Raw genomic sequence first — 20,029 nt, 5'->3', positions numbered from 1 at the left:
CGAGGAGGCCGGCGGAGCGCGCCCGCGGAGGGCGGCTGACGCGGGCGCTGGCCTAACGGACGCACGTGCAGGCGGAGTGCTCGGAATCAGGCGTGTCCTTGCCCTGTTCGACCGCCCTGTCGACGACCCGGGCGTCCATGCCGAGCTGTTGCAGGAGCTCGGTCACGAGCGCGATGGCCTCCTGCTTGTCCGCCTGCGTGCGCGGAGAGGACCACGCGCCGCTCTTCGCCACGAGCGTCTTCACCAGGGCGTCGATCGGCGCGGGGATGGTATCGAGAGCAGCCGGCGCGCCGGTCGCTTGCGTGGCCGGCGCGTCGCCGATTGCGCCGTCTGCCCGCGAGCCCTCGCCGCGCGTCGTGGAGGCGGCGGTCGCGGTCTGTGCCCCGTCGCTCCTGCCGCTCGCGGCGTCCTGGGGCCGGTATCCCGCGCCCACGTCGGCCGGGCTCACCGGGGACAGCGGACCCGAGAAGAGCGCTTCTCGGCCGAACTCCCTCCGGATCTGCTCGGCCGACAGGACCTTGCCGCCGATGCTCTGGAAGCCGCCGGGGACCTTCGCGAGCTTGTTCACCTCGCTGGGCAGCGGGAAGATGAACTCTGCGCCCTCGTCGACCCGGATCTTCGTCGTCTTGCGGACCGTCGGCTCGCGCGGGTTGACGGGCGTCATCCTGTCGCCATTGAGCTCGAGGAAGAGGTTCATCAACGCCGGCGTGAAGGTGAAATTGAACCGCTTGCAGTAGCCGTCGAAGACGAGCGTATAAGGCGTTGTGTGCTGCCCCGCGTGCCTGCTGGAAGACGGCCGCGTCCAGCGCAGCACGGCGCGCGACGTCGCTGGGCTTCCGGCCTGCGCGCCTTGCGAGGCGGCCGCCGCGCTGGGCACCGCGCGCACTCCCCACGTCCCGAGCGATCTCTCGGCCGGACCGGGGTCCCACGACTGGAGAGCCCTCCCGTCGAGCTCCGACAGGTTGAGGGTGGCGACGAGATCCGAGGGCGAAAGCGGCTGCTGGAGCCGCTGGCCTTCGAGCGTCTCCCTGAACAGGCGGCGCGCCACGTCCTCGGGTCTGCGCTCGCCGGTTTGCCTGGGCGCTGCGTTGATGTCGGGGTGATCGTGCAGCCTGGCGATGTGGTTCATGCTCGCAGGGGTCAGCGGCATGGCATCGATCGAGTCGAGATCTCCCAGCGTCGGCAGCGCCAGGCTGAGATCGCGGCCTGCGCTGAGGATCTTCTCGACCTCGGTCGCGGTCGGCTCCTGGTTGAACTCGCTGGCCAGGGATTCTGCCAGCTGCTCCTCGGTCGTCGGGGGCACGCCGAACCCGCTGAACATCTGCTCGCCGGACGCGCCGTCGCGCCCCAGGTACATCGCGTTCTCGCCGCTCCAGAAGCCCTCCGGGTGGCGCCTGACATAGAGCTCGTGGTTCTTGATGTAGTACCAGCCGCCGCGCTTCGCGGGGCGGGCGCTCGGCGCGTTGCGCATGTCGGCCCCGCCGTCGCCGGTCATCTCCGCCCGCTCCTCGTCATCCAGCGTCGCGGCCTCGGGCGCGAAGAAGCGCTGCAGGGGGTTCTGGGCGCTGAAGTCGCGCTGCAGCATCAGGCGGTCCTCGTTCGGGACGCTGGAGCCCTCGCCGCCGAACCTCCGGTCGAAGTCCTCGTCTCCGACCGCGCGCAGGAGGGTGCGGTAGTTGATCGCCTGCATCGTCGTCCCGCACTCGGCGATGGTGAGGTGCTCCTCGGGGTCGAAGAACTCCCGCAGCGCCTTGCTCGCGCTCACGCCGGGCTTCAGGCGCCAGGTGAAGCTGCTCTGCTTCTCGAAATGGTCCGGGTTGAGGAAGCCGGTCCGGGCGTCCGCCAGCTCCTCCTGGACGCCGGCGCTCCGCGCGATCGCCGTGAGCGCGTCCAGGCGCGCGCTGGGCACGTTGAACGAGTAGTGGACCTTGCCCGCATGGTGGAGCTGGTCCATCCCCTGGACGTTGGCGCGCGCCAGCCGCGCCGGCTCGGACATCCGAGCGTCGGAGTCCCCGGACTCCGATCGTTCGGACCCGGCGTCCTCCGGCTCTGACGGATCGCCGTCGAGCTGCGCGCGCGCCCACTGGTTGAACTCGTCCTGCGCGCTCTCCCACGCGTCGAGCTGGTCATGGAGGGCGTGGAGCTGATCCAGGTCGAGCGATTCAGCGTCGGACGCCTCGCCCTCGCTCCGGGCCTGCTCGACCGCCTCGAGCTCGGACAGGAGCTCCACCTCCATCAGCTCGGTATCGGACGGCTCGGATTCCGAGAGCCTCTCCAGCACCTCGTTCAGCCTGCGCGTGTCGTTCATGCGGAAGCGACCCAGCCGGCGCAGCTCGACGCGCGCTGTCTGTGGATGGTCGTCGTAGAGCCGGAGCAAGAGCCTCGCGGCCTCGGGGGAGAGCACGTCGATGGCCCCGCGCAGATCGTGGGGCTGCCGGATGCGGTGGATCTCGCCGAGCCAGGGGCGCACACCCTCGTTGAAGCGGCGCCAGTCCGCCCGGCTGTCGAAGTCCTGCACGCGGGGGGCCATGCCGGTCAGCGCGTCGCCGGCGCTGCCTGTGGCTTGCGAATTGACTTCGGCGGAGGCGCCCGTCTGCGGCGTCCGCGCCCGGGGATACGTGCCATAGGCGAACGCCGCGAAGAGCTTCGGCATGTCCTGCTTGGCCACCCGCACGGGGAACGCTCGCCCCCAGGACTGGATCGGCACGATGAAGGAATCGCCGTGGACCGTGATCGGCCCGTCGATCGCGACAAGGTGGGGGCTCGAGGCGTCGACCTCGCCGAGCCGCGGGATGGTCTCGGGATCCTGGGGTGCAGAGGCGCCAGTCTCGTGCTTCGCCGCTTGCTCCCAGAGCGCCTTGCCGTTCATCACGGTCGCGAGCGCGAACCCCGCCTGTTCGGGCTTCCCGAGGGCCTCGTTGATGCGCCCGACGTCGTAGCCGCCGGGGGAGTCGCTGGTCATGAGCTTCGCGTTCGCCCCGAGGGCCGCGTTCATGAGGGCCGCGGTCGATCTCGCCGAGACCAGCAGATCGCCTTGCGCCGCGGCGACGCCGGGCTGCTTGGCGTCGTCGGTCTGCTTCTCGAGCGCCGCGACGTCCGTCTCCCCGAGCAGCTCGACGAGCCCGCGAGCGAGCAGGTGGTCGAGGAGGTGGCCGTCCAGCTCCTGGGTGGCTGCGCCTTGCCCCTTCAGGCGGTCGCGCTTGGCCCTGGCGGTCTTGAGGCCGTTGAGGAGCGGTCTGTTCGGAGTCGGCCCGTGCGCTGGCAAGACGTCTCCCTTCATCTGGCTCAGGATGAGCTCCAGGCCGGGGCTGAGCGCCCGAGAGCGCGAGCCTTGCTGTCCGAAGGTGCCAGCGCCGGGCGCGCCCGCGAGCCGCCCGAGCGGCCTGCCGGTGAAGAGCGCGACGACCAGGTGAGATGCCGAGGCGAGGTCGTTCTTGAGCGTCGTGTAAAGGACGCTGTGCAGCGCGCAGTTGGTGAAGGCCGATTGCGACAGCGAGGCAGGGTCCTTGAGGAGCGTGCTCAACCGTTCGACGACCGAGCTCCTCACGCCCTGCGCATGGAGCAGCTGGCTCAGGAGCTGGGCGGCCGCCTCCCTGTGCTTGCCGTCCGCCGGGCGGGGCCATGTGCTGCTCTGCTCCTCGATCGTGCGGATCAGATCCTCGAGGGTGCGCGCGTTCTTCGTCGTCTTGTCGCCAATCTTGTCCTGCTCGAGGCCGCCGACGCTGGAGATGGGGTTGGCGATCTTCTCCGGCTCTTCCTCGATCTCGTCGGTCTGCGGCGGCGGGTCGGCTGCATGATCGCCGCTGCTCGAGGCGTTATACCCTGCCAGCATGTCCTCCGGGGCATTCCGTGAGGCGCTCGCGGTGGGGTTGAAGCCGGTGGTGATGGCGCTCGGGCTTGCTGCAGGCGGGGTGCCGGTCCCCGCGGTCGCCCTATCGGCGCTGCCAGCGGCGTCTGCCGGCGTCGCCTTCTTCTCCTGAAGGTCGATACCGAACATGCTGTCAGCTGAGACGATCCGCCAGGGAGTACCGTCCTTGTCGCGAACCACGATCTCCCCGGCGTGGGGGAGGTTATCGACGTGACCAAGGATCTCGTCGGCCACGGTTTCGCCGAATTGCTCGACGATTTTCGGTCGTTGGTCGACTTCGAAAGACACCTCTTTCGGCTTCGCGCTCAGCTTCTCCTTGATGCGCTCGGAGGCCCTTTCGAAGACGGCGTCGAGCTCGTGCGGCGGAAGCCGAGTGGGCGTCACCTCGATCTCGCGGAAGCGCTTGCCCTTGTGCTCCCGGTCGGTGACCCTGGTGATGGTCATGCGCGAAGGCACCAGGAGGACCTCTTTCTGGTCCTGGTTGTAGGCGACCGGCTCTCCGTCCCGCTGCTGGTCGGGGTAGGAGAACATGACCGTCGGGTAGCGGCTCGTGGTGTTGATCTTCATGACGAGCCCGCCGTCCTTGACCCATTGATTCAGGGCCAGATCGGGGGTCCACGAAGTCGAGCTCGGGAGGATCTCGTCGAGCGTGCCGCCCTCGCTCAGCGGGCTGGTGTCGAGATCGTTGATGACCCTGTAGAGGGTGATGTCCTCTTCGTTCAGGTCCTGGGTCGCCGTGAGCAGGTCCTGAGCGACGCGGGAGAAGTCGTCGACCTTTCGGCGAAGGGTTGTTAGCTCGTCCGGTCGCAGATCGGTGCTCAGCTCGCCGTCTTCGCCGCGCTTGCTGGTGAACGCCCCTCCGCCCGGGATCCCCCGCATCGTCTGCGCTTCCGGGGTCATATTCGACATGTTGCGCATCCGGTCGTGGAGCGCGTCGATGTGCCGGGACGCCAGAAGGCCGATGCCGCTCCTCTCGGGCGCCGGCTGCGCCGCCTGCGACGAAGACGAAGAGGAGGGCTGCCCCCCATTCTTCGCTCTCTTGGAGCTCGCCGGGGCGTCTTGCTCGTCGTCGCTGTGCGTCTGCGCGGCTGTCCGCTTCCTCCCGCTGGAGGGCGCGGGGGTCTCGTCGGGCAGCATTCCGGTGACGCTCGCGGCCTGGTCCTGGGCTGAACCGGACGCGGCAGGCGCCGTCGTCTGCCCTGGCGCCGTGGTGAACGAGCCGTAGGTAACGACGGTGAAGAGCTTCGGCATGACCTCCTTCTTCACGTCGATGGAGAAGGTCTGCCCCCAGGAATAGATGGGCACCTTGTAGTGCGTACCGCTGTCCGTGATCTTGCCGTTGATGACGACCTGGTGCGCGCTCGATGCGTCGAAACTGCCCGCGTCGTCGAACGGCCTGGACTTCGTTGGATCCTTCGCGAACTCCGCCGCACGTTCGGCGAGCGCCTTGCCGTCGAGGACCGTGGCCAGGGCGAACGGGGCCTGGTCGGGCCGCGAGAGCACGTCGTTGACTCGGTCAACATCGTAGCCGTCACCGGCGACCATGGTCTGGGCGTCGCCGCCGAGGATCTTGTTGAAGAGCGCTACCAGCGAATTGGGTGACAGCAGCAGATCGCCGTGCTTCTTGGACGGGCCGGTGGCGTCCTTGGGCCTCGGCGTCGTCTTGCCGAGGTAGCCGGGGATGGCGCTGGCGGTGTTCTCGGCGTCGGTCTTGTATTGCTCCGGGGCGAGCTTGCTGAGCATCTTGCCCATGCCCCGGGCAAGGAGGTAATCGAGGACGTGCTTGTCGGAGAAGGCGCTCCCCTTGCGCTCGACGTCGGCGCGCTTGGCCCCGGCCTTCTTGATGCCGTTCTGGAGCAGCTTGTTGCCAATGGGGGCCTGGTCCAGCGGGATCTCTCCGCGGATGACACGCTGGATGGAATCGGCGATCTTCGGGCTCGTGGCAGCGCCGTCTTCGCCCTGTGCAGGCAGCGAGAAGTCGGCGAGCAGCTTGCCTTCGCGGTCGAAGAGCTTGCCGGAGAACTCCGCCGCGACCACGCGCGCGAACCCGCCCAAGTCGGAGGTGAGCAGCGCGTGGAGCACGCCGTTCAGCGCGCAGATGGCGAACTGGGACTGGGAGAGGGAGTCGGGGTTTTCAATGAGCTCCGAGAGCCTCTGGATGAGCGACTCATCCACGTTCTGAGCTCGCATGAGCTCGCCGAGCAGGGCCGCGGCCTCCTGCTTGTTGTCGTCGTTGGCCGGATGAGACCATCGGGCGCTCTTCTCGTTCAGCGCCTTGAGCGTCGCGTCGATCGATGCCTTGCCGTCGGTCGTGGGGGTGCCACCGGTCGCGGCGAGGCCGCCCGTGGCGGTGGAAGCGGCGGTTTTGCCTGGAGCTGCGCCTCCGGTGAGAGCGGCACCCTGGTTCGCGGCGCTCGGAGCGCCTCCGAGCTGCTTGGCGGTGGCGGCGCCGTCGATCTGGGGGGGCGCGTGGGTCCAGCTGGGCCCCGGGGTCCCGGTCACCACCGTATCGGCGCTGCCTGCGGCGGCGTCTGCCGGCGCCGCCTTCTTCTCCTGGAGGTCGATACCGAACCCGCTGTCCGCGGAGACGATCCGCCAGGGGGTACCCGCCTTGTCGCGAACCACGATCTCCCGCTCGCTGCGGTCGGGGAGCTCGTCGACGTAACCAAGGATCTCGTCGGCCACGGTTTCGCCGAATTGCTCGACGATTTTCGGTCGTTGGTCGACCTCGAAGGACACCTCTTTCGGCTTCGCGTTCAGCTTCTCCTTGATGCGCTCGGAGGCTCTCTCGAACGCGGCGTCGAGCTCGTGCTTCGGGAGCTGCGCAGGCGTCACCTCGACCTCGCGGAAGCGCTTGCCCTTGTGCTCCTTGTCGGTGACCCTGGTGATGGTCATGCGCGACGGCACCAGGAGGACCTCTTTCTGCGCCTGATTGTAGGCGATCGGGTCCTCATCCCGCTGCTGGTCGGGGTAGGAGAACATCACCGTCGGGTAATGGCTCGTGGTGTTGATCTTCATGACGAGCCCGCCGTCCTTGACCCATTGATCCAAGGCGAGCTCGGAGGTCCATGACGTCGAGCTCGGGAGGATCTCGTCGATCGTGCCGCCCTCGCTCAGCGAGCTCGTGTCGAGATCGTTGATGACCCTGTAGAGGGTCAGATCCTCTCGGGGCAGGTCCTGGGTCTCCTCCAGCAGGTCCTGAGCGACGCGGGAGAAATCGTCGACCTTTGGGCGAAGGGTGTCCAGCTCGTCCAGCCGCAGATCGGTGCTCAGCTCGCCGTCTTCGCCGCGCTTGCTCGTGAACGCCCCTCCGCCGGTGATCCCCCGCATCGTCAGCCCTTCAGGGCTCGTGTCCGACATCTGCATCAAGTCGTGGAGCGCCTTGATGTGCCGGGACGCCAGGAGGCCGGTGCCGCTCCTCTCGGGCGCGGGCTGCGCCGCCTGCGACGAAGACAATGACTGCCCCGAATCCTTCGCTCTCTTGGAGCTCGCCGGGGCGTCTTGCTCGTCGTCGCTGTGCGCCTGCGCGGCTGTCCGCTTCCTCGCGCTGGCGGGCGCGGGGCGCTGCTGGTCGCCCGCATCGTCCTCGCCGTCCAGCGCTGGATTGTACCCTGTCGGCACGTCCGCCGGCGTCGCCTTCTTCTCCTGAAGGGCGATGCCGAACCGCTCGTCCGCGGAGACGATCCGCCAGGGGGTGCCGTCCTTGTCGCGAACCACGATCTCCCGCTCGCTGCGGTCGGGGAGCTTGTCGACGTAACGAAGGATCTCGTCGGCCACGGTTTCGCCGAACTGCTCGACGATCTCCGGTCGTTGGTCGACCTCGAAGGACACCTCTTTCGGCTTCGCGTTCAGCCTCTCCTCGATGCGCTGGGACGCTCTCTGGAACACGTCGTCGAGCTCGTCGGACCCAAGCTCTCTGGGCGTCACCTCGACCTCGAGGAAGCGCTTGCCGTTGTGCTCGCGCGGAGTGACCTTGGTGATGGTCATGCGCGAGGGCACCAGGAGGACCTCCTTCTGCGCCTGGTTGTAGGCGATCGGCTCTCCGCCCCGCTGCTGATCGGGGTAGGAGAACATGACGGTCGGGTATTTGCTCGTGGTGTTGATCTTCATCACGAGCCCGCCGTCCTGGACCCATTGATTCAGGGCCAGATCGGAGGTCCATGAGGTCGAGCTCGGGAGGAGCTCGTCGAGCGTGCCGCCCTCGACCAGCGAGGTGGTGTCGAGATCGTTGATGACCCTGTAGAAGGTCAGATCCTCTCGAGGCAGGTCCTGGGTGCGTGTGAGCAGATCCCGAGCGACGCTGGAGAAGTCGTCGACCTTCTGGCGAAGGGTGTCCAGCTCGTCCGGGCGCAGCTCGGTGCTCAGCTCGCCGTCGGTGCCGCGCTTGCTGGTAAACGCGCCGCCTCCGGGGATCCCGCGCATGGTCTGCGCTTCAGAGCTGGTGTTGGACATGTCGCGCATCAAGCCCTGGAGCGCGTCCATGTGCCGGGACGCCAGGGCTCTCCCCGGCGCGGGCTGAGCCGCCTGCGACGAAGAGGATGGCTCCCCCGCATTTCTCGCTCTCTTGGAGCTCGCCGGGGCGTCTTGCTCGTCGTCGCTCTGCGCCTGCGCGGCTGTTCGCTTCCTCGCGCTGGAAGGCGCGGGGGCCTCATCGGGCAGCATTCCGGCGCTCGCGGCCTGGTCCTGGGCGGAACCGGATGTGGCGGGCGCTGGCGCCTGCATCCCGGTGGTGATGGCCGTGGGGTCTACGGGGCGCCCCGCCGGCGCCTTCTTCTCCTCCAGCGCGATACCGAACATGCTGTCCGCGGAGGCGATCCGCCAGGGGGTACCGTCGTTGTCGCGAACCACGATCTCCCGCTCGCTGCGGTCGGGGAGCTTGTCGACGTGACCAAGGATCTCGTCGGCCACGGCTTCGCCGAATTGCTCGGCGATGGCCGCTCGCTCCTCGACTTCGAAGCTCTTCACCTTCGGCTTCGCGTTCAGCCTCTCCTCGATGCGCTGGGACGCTCTCTGGAACACGTCGTCGAGCTCGTCGGACTCGAGCTCTCTGGGCGTCACCTCGACCTCGAGGAAGCGCTTGCCGTTGTGCTCCCGGTCGGTGACGCTGGTGATGGTCATGCGCGACGGCACCAGGAGGACCTCTTTCTGGTCCTGGTTGTAGGCGACCGGCTCCCCGTCCCGCTGCTGGTCGGGGTAGGAGAACATGACCGTCGGGTAGCGGCTCGTGGTGTTGATCTTCATGACGAGCCCGCCGTCCTTGACCCATTGATTCAGGGCCAGATCGGGGGTCCACGAAGTCGAGCTCGGGAGGATCTCGTCGAGCGTGCCGCCCTCGCTCAGCGAGCTGGTGTCGAGATCGTTGATGACCCTGTAGAGGGTGATGTCCTCTTCGTTCAGGTCCTGGGTCGCCGTGAGCAGCTCCTGAGCGACGCGGGAGAAGTCGTCGACCTTCTGGCGAAGGGTCTCCAGCTCGTCCGGGCGCAGATCGGTGCTCAGCTCGCCGTCTTCGCCGCGCTTGCTGGTGAACGCCCCTCCGCCCGGGATCCCCCGCATCGTCTGCGCTTCCGGGGTCGTATTCGACATGTTGCGCATCCGGTCGTGGAGCGCGTCGATGTGCCGGGACGCCAGAAGGCCGATGCCGCTCCTCTCGGGCGCCGGCTGCGCCGCCTGCGACGAAGACGAAGAGGAGGGCTGCCCCGCATTCTTCGCTCTCTTGGAGCTCGCCGGGGCGTCTTGCTCGTCGTCGCTGTGCGTCTGCGCGGCTGTCCGCTTCCTCGCGCTGGAGGGCGCGGGGGTCTCGTCGGGCAGCATTCCGGTGACGCTCGCGGCATGATCCTGGGATGTACCGGACGCGGCAGGCGCCGTCGTCTGCCCTGGCGCCCTGGCGAACGAGCCGTAGGTAACGACGGTGAAGAGCTTCGGCATGACCTCCTTCTTCACGTCGATGGAGAAGGTCTGCCCCCAGGAATAGATGGGCACCTTGTAGTGCGTGCCGCTGTCCGTGATCTTGCCGTTGATGACGACCTGGTGCGCGCTCGATGCGTCGAAACTGCCCGCGTCGTCGAACGGCCTGGACTTCGTTGGATCCTTCGCGAACTCCGCCGCACGTTCGGCGAGCGCCTTGCCGTCGAGGACCGTGGCCAGGGCGAACGGGGCCTGGTCGGGCCGCGAGAGCACGTCGTTGACTCGGTCAACATCGTAGCCGTCACCGGCGACCATGGTCTGGGCGTCGCCGCCGAGGATCTTGTTGAAGAGCGCTACCAGCGAATTGGGTGACAGCAGCAGATCGCCGTGCTTCTTGGACGGGCCGGTGGCGTCCTTGGGCCTCGGCGTCGTCTTGCCGAGGTAGCCGGGGATGGCGCTGGCGGTGTTCTCGGCGTCGGTCTTGTATTGCTCCGGGGCGAGCTTGCTGAGCATCTTGCCCATGCCCCGGGCGAGGAGGTAATCGAGGACGTGCTTGTCGGAGAAGGCGCTCCCCTTGCGCTCGACGTCAGCGCGCTTGGCACCGGCCTTCTTGATGCCGTTCTGGAGCAGCTTGTTGCCAATGGGGGCCTGGTCCAGCGGGATCTCTCCGCGGATGACACGCTGGATGGGATCGGCGATCTTCGGGCTCGTGGCAGCGCCGTCTTCGCCCTGTGCAGGCAGCGAGAAGTCGGCGAGCAGCTTGCCTTCGCGGTCGAAGAGCTTGCCGGAGAACTCGGCCGCGACCACGCGCGCGAATCCGCCCAGATCAGAGGTGAGCAGCGCGTAAAGCGCGCTGTTCAGCGCGCAGAGGGCGAACTGCGACTGGGAGAGGGAGTCGGGGTTCTTGATGAGCTCCGAGAGCCTCTGGATGAGCGACTCATCCACGTTCTGAGCTCGCATGAGCTCGCCGAGCAGCGCCGCGGCCTCCTGCTTGTTGTCGTCGGTGGCCGGATGAGACCATTGGGCGCTCTTCTCGTTCAGCGCCTTGAGCTGCGCGTCGATCGATGCCTTGCCGTCGCTCGCGGCGCGGCCGCCGGTCGTGGTGGAAGCGGCGGTTTTGCCTGAAGCTGCGCCTCCGGTGAGAGCGGCACCCTGATTCGCGGTGCTCGGAGCGCCTCCGAGCTGCTTGGCGGTGGCGGCGCCGTCGACCTGGGGGGGCGCGTGGGTCCAGCTGGGCCCCGGGGTCCCGGTCACCACCGTATCGGCGCTGGCAGCGGCGGCGTCTGCCGGCGCCGCCTTCTTCTCCTGGAGGTCGATACCGAACCCGCTGTCCGCGGAGACGACCCGCCAGGGGGTACCCGCCTTGTCGCGAACCACGATCTCCTCGGAGTAGGGGAGATTGTCGACGTAACCAAGGATCTCGTCGGCGGCGGTTTCGCCGAATTGATCGACGATTTTCGGTCGTTGGTCGACTTCGAAGGACACCTCTTTCGGCTTCGCGTTCAGCTTCTCCTTGATGCGCTCGGAGGCTCTTTCGAACGCGGCGTCGAGCTCTTGCTTCGGGAGCTGCGCAGGCGTCACCTCGACCTCGCGGAAGCGCTTGCCCTTGTGCTCCCGGTCGGTAACCCTGGTGATGGTCATGCGCGAAGGCACCAGGAGGACCTCTTTCTGGTCCTGATTGTAGGCGAGCGGCTCCCCGTCCCGCTGCTGGTCCGGGTAGGAGAACATGACCGTCGGGTAGTGGCTCGTGGTGTTGATCTTCATGACGAGCCCGCCGTCCTTGACCCATTGATCCAAGGCGAGCTCGGAGGTCCATGACGTCGAGCTCGGGAGGATCTCGTCGATTGTGCCGCCCTCGCTCAACGAGCTGGTGTCGAGATCATTGATGACCCTGTAGAGGGTCAGATCCTGTTGCGGCAGGGCCTGGGTCTCTGTGAGCAGGTCCTGAGCGACGCGGGAGAAATCGTCGACCTTTGGGCGAAGGGTGTCCAGCTCGTCCAGCCGCAGATCGGTGCTCAGCTCGCCGTCTTCGCCGCGCTTGCTCGTGAACGCCCCACCGCCGATGATCCCGCGCATCGTCAGCGATTTCGCGTTTGTGTTCGAGAAGTCGCGCATCAAGTCGTGGAGCGCCTTGATGTGTCGGGACGCCAGGAGGCCGGTGCCGCTCCTCTCGGGCGCGGGCTGAGCCGCCTGCGACGAAGACAAAGATTGCCCCGAATTCTTGGCCCTCTTGGAGCTCGCTGGAGCGTCTTGCTCATCTTCGCTCTGCGCCTGCGCGGCTGTTCGCTTCCTCGCGCTGGCGGGCGCGGGGGACTGCAGGTCGCCCGCATCGTCCTCGCCGTCCAGAGCTGGATTGTACCCCGTCGGCACGTCCGCCGGCGTAGCCTTCTTCTCCTGAAGGTCGATGCCGAACCGCGCGTCCGCCGAGACGATCCGCCAGGGGGTGCCGTCCTTGTCGCGAACCACGATCTCCCGCTCGCTGCTATCGGGGAGATTGCCGACGTAACCCAGGATCTCGTCGGCCACGGCTTCGCCGAATTGCTCGACGATCTCCGGTCGTTGGTTGACCTCGAAGGACACCTCTTTCGGCTTCGCGTTCAGCCTCTCCTCGATGCGCCGGGACGCTCTCTGGAACACGTCGTCGAGCTCGTCGGACCCAAGCTCTCTGGGCGTCACCTCGACCTCGAGGAAGCGCTTGCCGTTGTGCTCGCGCGGGGTGACCTTGGTGATGGTCATGCGTGAGGGCACCAGGAGGACCTCTTTCTGGGCCTGATTGTAGGCGATCGCGTCCCCGGGCCGCTGCGCGTCGGGGTAGGAGAACATCACGGTCGGGTAGTTGCTCGTGGTGTTGATCTTCATCACGAGCCCGCCGTCCTGGACCCATTGATTCAGGGCCAGATCGGGAGTCCATGAGGTCGAGCTCGGGAGGAGCTCGTCAAGCGTGCCGCCCTCGACCAGCGAGGTGGTGTCGAGATCGTTGATGACCCTGTAGAAGGTCAGATCCTCTCGAGGCAGGTCCTGGGTGCGTGTGAGCAGATCCCGAGCGACGCTGGAGAAGTCGTCGACCTTCTGACGAAGGGTGTCCAGCTCGTCCGGGCGCAGCTCGGTGCTCAGCTCGCCGTCGGTGCCGCGCTTGCTGGTGAACGCGCCGCCTCCGGGGATCCCCCGCATCGTCTGCGCTTCAGAGCTGGTGTTGGACATGTCGCGCATCAAGCCCTGGAGCGCGTCCATGTGCCGGGACGCCAGGGCCCTGCCCGGCGCGGGCGGCGCCTGCTGCGACGAAGAGGAAGAGGATGGCTCCCCCGCGTTCTTCGCTCTCTTGGAGCTCGCCGGGGCGTCCTGCTCGTCGTCGCTCTGCGCCTGCGCGGCTGTTCGCTTCCTCGCGCTGGAGGGAGCGGGGGTCTCGTCGGGCGGCATTCCGGTAGCGCTCGCGGCCTGGTCCTGGGCTGTACCGGACGCGGCGGGCGCTGGCGCCTGCATCCCCGTGGTGATGGCCGTGGGGTCCACCGGGCGCGCCGCGGGCGTCGCCTTCTTCTCCTGAAGGGCGATGCCGAACCGCTCGTCCGCCGAGACGATCCGCCAGGGGGTGCCGTCCTTATCGCGAACCACGATCTCCCGCTCGCCGCTGTCGGGGAGATTGCCGACGTAACCCAGGATCTCGTCGGCCACGGTATCGCCGAATTGCTCGACGATCTCCGGTCGTTGGTCGACCTCGAAGGACACCTCTTTCGGCTTCGCGTTCAGCCTCTCCTCGATGCGCTGGGACGCTCTCTGGAACACGTCGTCGAGCTCGTCGGACCCAAGCTCTCTGGGCGTCACCTCGACCTCGAGGAAGCGCTTGCCGTTGTGCTCTCGCGGGGTGACCTTGGTGATGGTCATGCGCGAGGGCACCAGGAGGACCTCCTTCTGGGCCTGATTGTAGGCGATCGCGTCCCCGGGCCGCTGCGCGTCGGGGTAGGAGAACATCACGGTCGGGTAGTGGCTCGTGGTGTTGATCTTCATGACGAGCCCGCCGTCCTGGACCCATTGATTCAGGGCCAGATCGGGAGTCCATGAGGTCGAGCTCGGGAGGAGCTCGTCGAGCGTGCCGCCCTCGACCAGCGAGCTGGTGTCGAGATCGTTGATGACCCTGTAGAAGGTCAGATCCTCTCGAGGCAGGTCCTGGGTGCGTGTGAGCAGATCCCGAGCGACGCTGGAGAAGTCGTCGACCTTCTGACGAAGGGTGTCCAGCTCGTCCGGGCGCAGCTCGGTGCTCAGCTCGCCGTCGGTGCCGCGCTTGCTGGTGAACGCGCCGCCTCCGGGGATCCCCCGCATGGTCTGCGCTTCAGAGCTGGTGTTGGACATGTCGCGCATCAAGCCCTGGAGCGCGTCCATGTGCCGGGACGCCAGGGCTCTCCCCGGCGCGGGCTGAGCCGCCTGCGACGAAGAGGATGGCTCCCCCGCATTTCTCGCTCTCTTGGAGCTCGCCGGGGCGTCTTGCTCGTCGTCGCTCTGCGCCTGCGCGGCTGTTCGCTTCCTCGCGCTGGAAGGCGCGGGGGCCTCATCGGGCAGCATTCCGGCGCTCGCGGTCTGGTCCTGGGCTGAACCGGACGCGGCGGGCGCTGGCGCCTGCATCCCCGTGGTGATGGCCGCGGGGTCCACGCGGCGCCCCGCGGGCGTCGCCTTCTTCTCCTCCAGGTCGATACCGAACATGCTGTCCGCGGAGGCGATCCGCCAGGGGGTACCGTCCTTGTCACGAACCACGATCTCCCGCTCGCTGCGGTCGGGGAGCTTGTCGACGTGACCAAAGATCTCGTCGGCCACGGTATCGCCGAATTGCGCGGCGATGGCCGATTGTTCTTCGATCTCGAAGTGCTTCTCCTTCGGCTTGGCGTTCTGCTTCTCCTCGATGCGCTCGGAGGCTCTCTGGAACACGGCGTCGAGCTCGCGCGGCGGAAGCGCTGTGGGCGTCACCTCGACCTCGCGGAAGCGCTTGCCGTTGTGCTCCCGGTCGGTGACCCTGGTGATGGTCATGCGCGAGGGCACCAGGAGGACCTCTTTTTGCTCCTGGTTGTAGGCGACCGGCTCTCCGTCCCGCTGCTGGTCGGGGTAGGAGAACATGACCGTCGGGTAGTGGCTCGTGGTGTTGATCTTCATGACGAGCCCGCCGTCCTTGACCCATTGATTCAAGGCCAGATCGGGGGTCCATGAGGTCGAGCTCGGGAGGATCTCGTCGAGCGTGTCACCCTCGCTCAACGAGCTGGTGTCGAGATCATTGATGACCCTGTAGAGGGTCAGATCCTGTTGGGGCAGGTCCTGGGTACGTGTGAGCAGGTCCTCCGCGACGCGGGAAAAGTCGTCGACCTTCTGGCGAAGGGTCTCCAGCTCGTCCGGGCGCAGATCGGTGCTCAGCTCGCCGTCTTCGCCGCGCTTGCTGGTGAACGCCCCTCCGCCCGGGATCCCCCGCATCGTCTGCGCTTCCGGTGTCGTATTCGACATGTTGCGCATCCGGTCGTGGAGCGCGTCGATGTGCCGGGACGCCAGGAGGCCGGTCCCGCTCCTCTCGGGCGCGGGCTGCGCCGGCTGCGACGAAGACGAAGAGGAGGAGGGCTGCCCCGAATTCCTGGCTCTCTTGGAGCTCGCCGGGGCGTCTTGCTCGTCGTCGCTATGCGCCTGCGCGGCTTTCCGCTTCGCCGCGCTGTCGGGCGCGGGGGTCTCGTCGGGCAGCATTCCGGTGACGCTCGCGGCCTGGTCGTGGGCTGTACCGGACGCGGCAGGCGCCGTCGTCTGCCCTGGCGCCGTGGTGAACGAGCCGTAGGTAACGACGGTGAAGAGCTTCGGCATGACCTCCTTCTTCACGTCGATGGAGAAGGTCTGCCCCCAGGAATAGATGGGCACCTTGTAGTGCGTGCCGTTGTCCGTGATCTTGCCGTTGATGACGACCTGGTGCGTGCTCGACGCATTGAACGTGCCCGCGTCGTCGAACGGCCTGGACTTCTTCGGATCCTTCGCGAACTCCTTCGCACGCTCGGCGAGCGCATTGCCGTCGAGGAACGTGGCCAGGGCGAACGGGGCCTGGTCGGGCCGCGAGAGCGCGTCGTTGATTCGGTCAATGTCGTAGCCGTCACCGGCGACCATGGTCTGGGCGTCGCCGCCCAGGATGTCGTTGAAGAGCTTGACCAGCGAGTTGGCCGACAGCAGCAGATCACCGCGCTTCTTGGACGGACCGGTGGCGTCCTTGGGCGTCGTGGCTGCCTTGTCGAGGTAGCCGGGGATGGCACTGGCGGTGTTCTCGGCGTCGGTCTTGTATTGCTCCGGGGCGAGCTTGCTGAGCATCTTGCCCATTCCCCGGGCGAGGAGGTAATCGAGGACGTGCTTGTCGGAGAAGGCGCCGCCCTTGCGCTCGACATCGGCGCGCTTGGCCCCCGCCTTCTTGATGCCGTTCTGGAGCAGCGTGTTGCCGACGGGGGCCTGGTCCAGCGGGATCTCTCCGCGGATGACACGCTGGATGGGATCGGCGACGTTCGGGCTCGTGGCAGCGCCGTGTTCGCCCTGCGCGGGCAGCGAGAAGTCGGCGCGCAGCTTGCCTTTGCGGTCGAAGAGCTTGCCGGAGAACTCGGCCGCGACCACGCGCGCGAACCCGCCCAGATCGGAGGTGAGCAGCGCGTGGAGCACGCCGTTCAGCGCGCAGATGGAGAACTGCGACTGGGAGAGTGAGTCGGGGTTTTTGATGAGCTCCGCGAGCCTCTGGATGAGCGACTCATCCATGTCCTGAGCTCGCATGAGCTCGCCGAGCAGCGCCGCGGCCTCCTGCTTGTTGTCGTCGGTGGCCGGATGAGACCATTGAGCGCTCTTCTCATTCAGCGCCTCGAGCGTCGCATCGAGCGAAGCCTTGCCATCGGTCGTGGGGGTGCTCTGGGTCGCGAGGCCGTCGGTGGCGGTGGAAGAGCCGGTGTCCCATGGAGCGGGGCTTCCGGTGACAGTGGCACCCTGGTTCGTGGCGCTCGGATCGACCCCGAGCGCCTTGGGTGCCCCGGACCGCTGTTCGACACCCCTGCCGTCCCCGTCGGTTCTGGTGCTCGTCGCGGAGGACTCGCCGCGAGGCGCGCCGGCCTGCTGTCCGCCTGCAGGCGTCAGCGTCGCTAGAGAGGGGGCCTCGCGGCCGGGCCCGGGCCGTTGCGATGGCGCGAAGCGATCTCCGTCGTCGCCATCGGAGTCGTCCTCCTCCTCGGAGTCGTCGTCCTCTTCGTCATCGGAATCGTCCTCCTCTTCGTCATCGGAGTCGTCCTCCTCTTCGTCATCGGAGTCGTCATCGGAGCCGTCCTCCTCGGAGCCGTCGTCGTCAGTCTGGTCCTCCGGGGCGTCGTGGTCTGAGTCCGTATCGCTGTGATCCTCGTCGCCGTCGTCACTCCTCCGGTCCTCGTTACCCGAATCCTGCGCGTCTGCGTCCTGCGCATTGTTATCGAAGAACTTCGCCTCGACGCCACGCTGGATGTCATTGAGGACGGCCTCGATTCCATCCTCGATGAACAGAGCTTGCTGCTCCGGAGTGAGCTGCTCGAAGTGCTCTTCCCGCCGGGTCCTCGCCTGGTCCTCCATGGCCTGCAGCCCATTGCGGTAGGCACGGTTTTCGTCTTGATTGAGCGTCTTCCTGAAGCGCTCCAGGTTGACGAGCTCTGACTGGTAGCCCAGCACCTCGAGCGCCGCCTTCTGCTGCGCGAACGCGGTCTCATGCCGATCTCGCTTGCGCGGTGACAGGCGATTGAACTCGGCCTCTTTGCCTTCGAGGTTGATGAGCTTGAAGGAGTCGTACTGGTTGGCATGAGAGAGCTCATGGGCGATGGTGAGCACGACGCGCAGCTCAACGAGCTCCGTCGGCAAGGTGACGGGCACTCCGATGCCGGCCGGGACGACGGTGCTCTCGAAGGGCCCTCGGCCGATGTCCGGGTCCTCGCCCGGTAACGTGAGCCCATCGGTGGGGAGATCGTCCTTGAAGGAGACATGATCGTCGAACTTCCAGCGGTCGAGGATGCTGTCGATGCCGTCTTGCGATGGCCTGGGGCTCACGAGGGGGCGCGGCACGTTCTCCCGGGCAAGCGTCACCATCGAGCCATGCACGTACTCGTCGGGGAGCGCGGTCACGACCAGATCGGAGGTGCTCTCGATGTCCTCCTCGTCGCTTCCGTCATCGAGCGACGACAGTGTCCCCGGGTTCGGGGTCGCGGAGGCTGCCGCGGAGCCCTGCGCGCTGGCCGCGGGCGAGCCGGCCGGCGCGATCATCCCGGTGGTGATGGCCGTCGGGTCCATGGGGCGCCCTGCGGGCGGCTTCGAGGTCGTCTCTGGCCGGGGCTGGCCGGGTCTCTCCGGCGCCTTCTCCTGAGTGCCCTGCGTCGGCAAAGCGCCCGGGGGAGGACTCGAGGCCTCCGGCGCCTTGGCTGTCATCTGCTCCGGGGCATCACCGGGCAGCTCGCGTGGCTCGTTGTCCTTGGGGGCTGGCTCTGCCCCTCGCGTCGGCTGCTCGGGGGCGCGCTGTTCGGGGTCCTGGGCATCTTCCTTCGGTGACGACGCGCGATCACCGGACGGATCGCGGGGCTCGCCGTCCCGCGGCTCCTGATCGGGCCCTCTCGACCGCTGCTCGGAGGCACGCTGCTCGGTGTCCTCGATGTCTTCCGCCGGCAGGGTGCGCGGGCCGACGAGCTCGTCGATCGCGTCTTTGCCCCTCTCCGCCAGGTCATGCTCGAACCTGTCCGCTCGGTCCTTGAGGACCCCGGCCCAGTCGTCGCCGAGCTTGCCCAGGTCGACGGTGCGAGCATTCTTGATCTGGTCGTCACCGATCTTGTCCTGCTTGAGGCCGCCGACGCTGGAGATGGGGTTGGCGGTCTTCTCGGTGGAGCGCCAGTTGTGGATGTAGCCGACGGTGCTGGGCGCGTTGGGCCCTGTCGTCTCGATGCCGATCTGGAGGGCGCCCGGCCTGTCCGACTTGGGCGGCCGGTGGCCGATGAAGATGTGGCCGTGAGCGCCGTCTGGCAGGATGACGTCGCCGTTGAAGTCCTTGAGGCCGAGGCCGCCAATGGCGAGGTTCATGCCGTAGAGCTCGGTGTCGTCGAGCTTGGACTTGATGGCGGCGACGTGTCCTCCCTCCTCCTTGAATTTGCCCTTGCGGAGATCGATGTGGTGCGTCCCGAAGGCGCGCGGGAACACGCCGGCCTTCGGGTTGCCGTGCCCGTCGGTGATGCCGAGGAGCTCGGTCACCGCGTACGGAGGCGTGCCCGCGGGGATCTGGATGTTGACCCGGCCGCCGTGGGAGAGGAGCTTGGCGACGGGGACGTCGCGGAGCGGGACATGGCTCTTTGCGCTGTCGTCGTAGATCTCGGCGCCTTCCTGGAGCAGGTGAAAGACGTTCGTGAGCACCTCGATCGACTGGTTGTACCTGTCGAGGACATCGTCGTTCGAGAGGGTGCCGCTTCCCGTCGGGTTCGGCACGGCGCCTTGCGTGATGGCCTTGGTCGCGTCGTCGTTCGGCGCGGTGTGCTCGAGCGTCTTGGCCCATTCTGCCGCGATGCCCTGATCGATCTCCTGCTCGAGCTCCTTCTTCCTCGCCGGGTCGGTCGTGTGCCTCGCCTCCATCGACAGGGCCACCGCGGCCGGAGGGGTGCCCTCGAAGCGCTGCCCGCCCTCGCCGCTGTTCCTCTGTCGCGAGACGTAGCTCGCGAGGACGACCTTGCTCGGCTTGTGGAGCTGGTGGAAGCCGCGGAATTTCTCGGGATTGTCGTCCTTGTCGTCCGACAGGTACTGCTTGATCTGGTCGAGCGTGAGCATGCCGGAGGCGTTGAGCCAGCGCTGCCCCTGAGGGGTCGAGGAGAGCTGCTCGAAGGCGTTCCACTCGGCTTCGTTGAACAGCGGTCCCTTGGGGAAGCGCTTCCCGAGATCCTTCTTCGCCTGCGCGGGATGGGCGGGGAAGCCGCCGCTGGTCAGCTGGTCGGCGATGCTCGGGAGGCCTCGCTTCGCCTTCTTGCGGCTGCCTCTACCTGTCTGAGTCCTCCATTCGGACTTCTTGACGGCCTTGTCCGCGATCCATGTCACCTTGCCGTCCTGCGCTGGGTCGGCCGTGGTGGACGAGTGTCCCGGCGTCGGTCCCGAGCCGCCGGGCCCCGGCTGCCGGGAGCCCTGCCCCGGGGGCGGTGACTTCGAGGTGGAGGGCTTGGCGGGCGTGGGCTCCGCGGTGGCAGCGGGTTTAGCGGCGGGGGTGCTCTTCGCGCCGGTCTCGCCCGTCTTGGG

Annotated in this window: 1 protein-coding gene; it reads right to left on the bottom strand. The window is 67.3% G+C overall.

Going from position 1 to position 20,029, the window contains the following annotated elements:
* Positions 1-52: 52 nt before the first annotated feature.
* Positions 53-19,834, bottom strand: a complete 19,782-nt coding sequence (locus tag WME97_RS38200) for a hypothetical protein (RefSeq protein WP_437545032.1) — start codon at positions 19,832-19,834, stop codon at positions 53-55.
* Between the last annotated feature and the right edge of the window lie 195 nt (positions 19,835-20,029).

The sequence above is a fragment of the Sorangium sp. So ce367 genome (genome assembly GCF_051520455.1).
Classification (GTDB): Bacteria; Myxococcota_A; Polyangia; order Polyangiales; family Polyangiaceae; genus Sorangium; species Sorangium cellulosum_B.
Note: the sequence above shows the minus strand (reverse complement) of the source record. Positions and strands in the feature narration are given on the sequence as shown.